The following is a 5424-nucleotide window of genomic DNA, read 5'->3' on the forward strand; positions in this document are numbered from 1 at the left end:
AAAAAAACAAAGCCAACGCATATCAAACGGAAAGACGACCATAACATACAAAAAAAGATCTTCAATGTACATTCATCGTATCTTCCGCAGCAAATAATTCTTTCGGGCTATTAGTACTACTCGGCTATGACATTACTGCCTGTACACCTGTAGCCTATCAAGGTCATCGTCTATAACCACCCTCATGGGAGATCTAATCTTGAGGCGGACTTCGTACTTAGATGCTTTCAGCACTTATTCCATCCGTACTTAGATACCCGGCTATGCTCCTGGCGAAACAACCGGTAAACCAGAGGTACGTCCAACACGGTCCTCTCGTACTAGTGTCAGATCCTCGCAAATCTCCTGCGCCCACAACAGATAGAGACCGAACTGTCTCACGACGTTCTGAACCCAGCTCGCGTGCCACTTTAATGGGCGAACAGCCCAACCCTTGGGACCTTCTCCAGCCCCAGGATGTGACGAGCCGACATCGAGGTGCCAAACCATTCCGTCGATATGAGCTCTTGGGAATGATCAGCCTGTTATCCCCGGAGTACCTTTTATCCTTTGAGCGATGGCCCTTCCATGCGGAACCACCGGATCACTATGCTCTAGTTTCCTACCTGTGCGACTTGTTTGTCTCCCAGTCAAGCACCCTTGTGCCATTACACTCTGCGACCGGTTACCAATCGGCCTGAGGGTACCTTTAGAAGCCTCCGTTACACTTTTGGAGGCGACCACCCCAGTCAAACTACCCACCATACAATGTCCTTGATTTTTCAAGTTAGATCCCAAATAACAGAAGGGCCGTATTTCAACAGCGACTCCGACATGACTGGCGTCACACCTTCTCAGTCTCCGGCCTATCCTACACATCCGGTACCCAGGATCAATGTAAAGCTATAGTAAAGGTTCACGGGGTCTTTTCGTCCCGTTGCGGGTAATCGGCATCTTCACCGATACTACAATTTCACCGAGCTCGCGGTTGAGACAGTGCCCAGATCGTTACACCATTCGTGCAGGTCGGAACTTACCCGACAAGGAATTTCGCTACCTTAGGACCGTTATAGTTACGGCCGCCGTTTACTGGGGCTTCAATTCAAAGCTTCTCATCGCTGATGACTTCTCCTCTTAACCTTCCAGCACCGGGCAGGTGTCAGACTGTATACATAATATTGCTATTTAGCACAGCCTTGTGTTTTTGTTAAACAGTCGCCTGGGCCTATTCTCTGCGGCCACTGATGAAACCAGTGGCGTCCTTTATCCCGAAGTTACAGGACCATTTTGCCTAGTTCCTTAACCGCGAATATCTCGAGCGCCTTAGTATTCTCAACCCAACCACCTGTGTCGGTTTACGGTACGGGTGTCTATGACATTTGTTTAGCGGATTTTCTTGGAAGCAGGATTACACACATTTTCACCTCTTGCAAGCAATCGGTGTACTATCAGGTTCGGCTCTCGCGGTGGATTTGCCTGCCGCAATCAATACCTACACCCTTTAACGTACAATTCCGTCTGTACGCAGTGCTGTCACTTCTCCGTCTCCACATCACTCCCATAGACAGTATGGGAATATTAACCCATTCGGCCATCGTCTGCGCCTTTCGACTGCGACTTAGGACCCGACTAACCCTGATCCGATTAGCGTTGATCAGGAAACCTTGGTCTTTCGGCGAGGGGGTTTCTCGCCCCCTTTATCGTTACTTATACCTACATTTGCGTTTCCAGAAACTCCAACTGAAGTCGTCCTTCAATCTTCTACGTCGCTGGAATGCTCCCCTACCGATACTATACGTATCCCACGGCTTCGGTAAACAGCTTATGCCCGAGTATTATCCATGCCAAAATCCTCGACTAGTGAGCTGTTACGCACTCTTTAAATGAATGGCTGCTTCCAAGCCAACATCCTAGCTGTCTCTGCATCTTGACTTCGTTTGGTCAACTTAGCTGTTATTTCGGGACCTTAGCCGATGGTCCGGATTCTTCTCCTCTCGGACATGGACCTTAGCACCCATGCCCTCACTCCCTGACTATACTTATATGCATTCGGAGTTTGTCTGGACTTGATAGCCGGTGAAAGCCTCGCATCCAATCAGTCGCTCTACCTCATACAAGAAACATCAAAGGCTGCACCTAAATGCATTTCGGGGAGTACGAGCTATCTCCAAGTTTGATTAGCCTTTCACCCCTACCCTCAGTTCATTCGAAAGCTTTTCAACGCTTAACGATTCGGTCCTCCATTTAGTGTTACCTAAACTTCAACCTGACCAAGGGTAGATCACTTGGTTTCGCGTCTACTTCATCCGACTCTTCACGCCATTTAAGACTCGCTTTCGCTGCGGTTCCTCGACTCGATCGATTAACCTCGCCGGATACAGTAACTCGTAGGTTCATTATGCAAAAGGCACGCAGTCACACCTCATAACAGATGCTCCTACCGCTTGTAGGCAGACGGGTTCAGGGTCTATTTCACTCCTCTGTTCGAGGTTCTTTTCACCTTTCCCTCACGGTACTTGTTCACTATCGGTCTCTCGGGAGTATTTAGCCTTACGGGATGGGCCCCGCTAATTCAGACAGGATTTCTCGTGTCCCGCCCTACTCAGGTGGTACCTCAACTGAAGCTATCATGCCGGATACGCAACTATCATGCTCTATGGTCGTCCTTTCCAGAACGTTCTCCTATAATCGCTGCAATCTCTTATGGTACTCCTATAACCCCGGCTTTGCCGAAACAAAACCGGTTTAGGCTAATCCCCGTTCGCTCGCCACTACTAAGGGAATCACGTTTGTTTTCTTCTCCTGTGGGTACTAAGATGTTTCAGTTCCCCACGTTTGCCCAGTATCATATACTGTATCCATATTAATATGGATGGGTTACCCCATTCGGATATCTGCGGATCGAATCGTATGTGCCAATCCCCGCAGCTTTTCGCAGCTTATCACGTCCTTCGTCGCCTCCGAGAGCCAAGGCATCCACCGTCTGCCCTTTTCTTATTATTTCGCCGGGTCTGTAACATACAAATGAAACAGACCTTTCATATACTTTGGCTTTTTATTTTTTTGCTCTACGTTTTCGTTTTAACTCGTTCAGTATGTCAAAGATCGCTTTACCCCCTCAACGTCTTAAAAAAAACAAGACCCAAGGGGCGTTCGTGGAGAATAACGGATTCGAACCGTTGACCCCCTGCTTGCAAAGCAGGTGCTCTAGCCAGCTGAGCTAATCCCCCGGGAAGGTCTCGATGAGACAGAAAACACAAACGTACAAACCATTTCGTCTTCCGCGGAACGATTCACTTTCAAAACATTCCGACTGCGAGGGGGACAAGCTTCGAGTGTAGTCCCAGGCAGAGTTGAACTGCCGACCTCTACATTATCAGTGTAGCGCTCTAACCAACTGAGCTATAGGACTGCGTCTCGCTCGCCTTGCCAAAAACACCTCCAATCGAGTACCGACATCCAAAGACAGAACAGAACAGGCTCCGGCCTCAATAATACAGACCCTCATCCCATCTGACTTCTCCACGGTAATCGAAAGAATACGCTCTTCAGCTCCTCGAATTCCCTTTATTATATATTATAGTTCATATCGAACGAAAAGTGAAAGCACGGTAAAAAATCTTTTCCCCGTAAATACTCGTCTGCAATAAGACCCGCGATGCCCTCTCTTCATGCTCTCAATGCTCAGACTGAAAAACTTTCAGCAAAAAACAGCAAAAAGAATAACACCGAAAACAAACAGTAAATTCTTGGAAACGCTCCAGAAAGGAGGTGTTCCAGCCGCACCTTCCGGTACGGCTACCTTGTTACGACTTAGCCCCAGTCACCGGTATTACCCTGACACGCCCCTCGCGGTTACGTGCTTTAGGTACTCCCGACTCCCATGGCTTGACGGGCGGTGTGTACAAGGCCCGGGAACGTATTCACCGCGCCATGGCTGATGCGCGATTACTAGCGAATCCAGCTTCACATAGTCGAGTTGCAGACTACGATCCGAACTGGGATGGGGTTTGGAGATTCGCATCTTGTCACCAAGTAGCTGCCCTTTGTCCCCACCATTGTAACACGTGTGTCGCCCCGGATGTAAGGGCCGTGCTGATTTGACGTCATCCACACCTTCCTCGCGCCTTACGACGGCAGTCTTGTCAGAGTCCTCGGCTTTACCCGATAGTAACTGACAACGTGGGTTGCGCTCGTTATGGCACTTAAGCCGACACCTCACGGCACGAGCTGACGACAACCATGCAGCACCTACTTAGCGGCCTTGTGACAGGATATGTACTTTCATACATAGTCCGCTAAATTTCAATCCCGGGTAAGGTTCCTCGCGTATCATCGAATTAAACCACATGTTCCTCCGCTTGTGCGGGCCCCCGTCAATTCCTTTGAGTTTCACCGTTGCCGGCGTACTCCCCAGGTGGATAACTTAACGCTTTCGCTCAGGAGCATACTGTATATCGCATACGCCCAGTTATCATCGTTTACTGCGTGGACTACCAGGGTATCTAATCCTGTTTGATACCCACGCTTTCGTGCTTCAGTGTCAGTCATAACTTAGTAAGCTGCCTTCGCAATCGGAGTTCCTCGTGATATCTATGCATTTCACCGCTACACCACAAATTCCGCCTACTTCATCTATACTCAAGCCAAACAGTTTCGAAGGCAAGACTGTGGTTGAGCCACAGCTTTTCACCCCCGACTTATCAGGCCACCTACGCACCCTTTAAACCCAATAAATCCGGATAACGCTCGCATCCTCCGTATTACCGCGGCTGCTGGCACGGAGTTAGCCGATGCTTATTCATAGGGTACTTGCAAATATCCACACGTGGATAACTTTAATCCCCTATAAAAGAAGTTTACAATCCATAGAACCGTCTTCCTTCACGCGACGTGGCTGGTTCAGGCTCTCGCCCATTGACCAATATTCCTCACTGCTGCCTCCCGTAGGAGTCTGGTCCGTGTCTCAGTACCAGTGTGGGGGATAAACCTCTCAGTTCCCCTATCCATCGTAGCCTTGGTGAGCCGTTACCTCACCAACCAACTAATGGAACGCATGCCTATCTGATAGCAATTAATCTTTACTTGAATCATCATGCAATAACCCAAGACCATAAGGTATTAGTCCGACTTTCACCGGGTTATCCCTTTCTATCAGGCAAGTTACATACGCGTTACGCACCCGTGCGCCGGTCGCCATCAATCTTAGCAAGCTAAGACCATGCTGCCCCTCGACTTGCATGTGTTAAGCCTATCGCTAGCGTTCATCCTGAGCCAGGATCAAACTCTTCTCTGTTATATCTTTTTATTTCGTTTTTTCCTTATACGCCCAAAAATAAACCACCGTTATCGAATCTTATCGAAACCTTTAAGTTCTGACGGGAAAATATATATTCCCCTGTACTACACTTTTCGTTTCTAATATGAATTATGTCGAAGATCGCT

At 48.5% G+C, this 5424-nt stretch carries 2 tRNA genes and 2 rRNA genes; all 4 read right to left on the reverse strand.

The features are described 5' to 3' along the window. Positions 1-89: 89 nt before the first annotated feature. A 23S ribosomal RNA gene (locus A3GI_RS0106935) occupies positions 90-2982 on the reverse strand. Between the two features lie 153 nt (positions 2983-3135). Then, a tRNA-Ala gene (locus tag A3GI_RS0106940) sits at positions 3136-3209 on the reverse strand. A gap of 108 nt (positions 3210-3317) precedes the next feature. Beyond that, positions 3318-3391: transfer RNA gene (locus A3GI_RS0106945), tRNA-Ile, on the reverse strand. 352 nt (positions 3392-3743) lie between these two features. Beyond that, a 16S ribosomal RNA gene (locus A3GI_RS0106955) occupies positions 3744-5275 on the reverse strand. Together the 16S and 23S rRNA genes with 2 tRNA genes alongside form the textbook arrangement of a ribosomal RNA operon. Positions 5276-5424 lie beyond the last annotated feature (149 nt).

The organism is Porphyromonas macacae DSM 20710 = JCM 13914, from assembly GCF_000379945.1.
Taxonomy (GTDB): domain Bacteria; phylum Bacteroidota; class Bacteroidia; order Bacteroidales; family Porphyromonadaceae; genus Porphyromonas; species Porphyromonas macacae.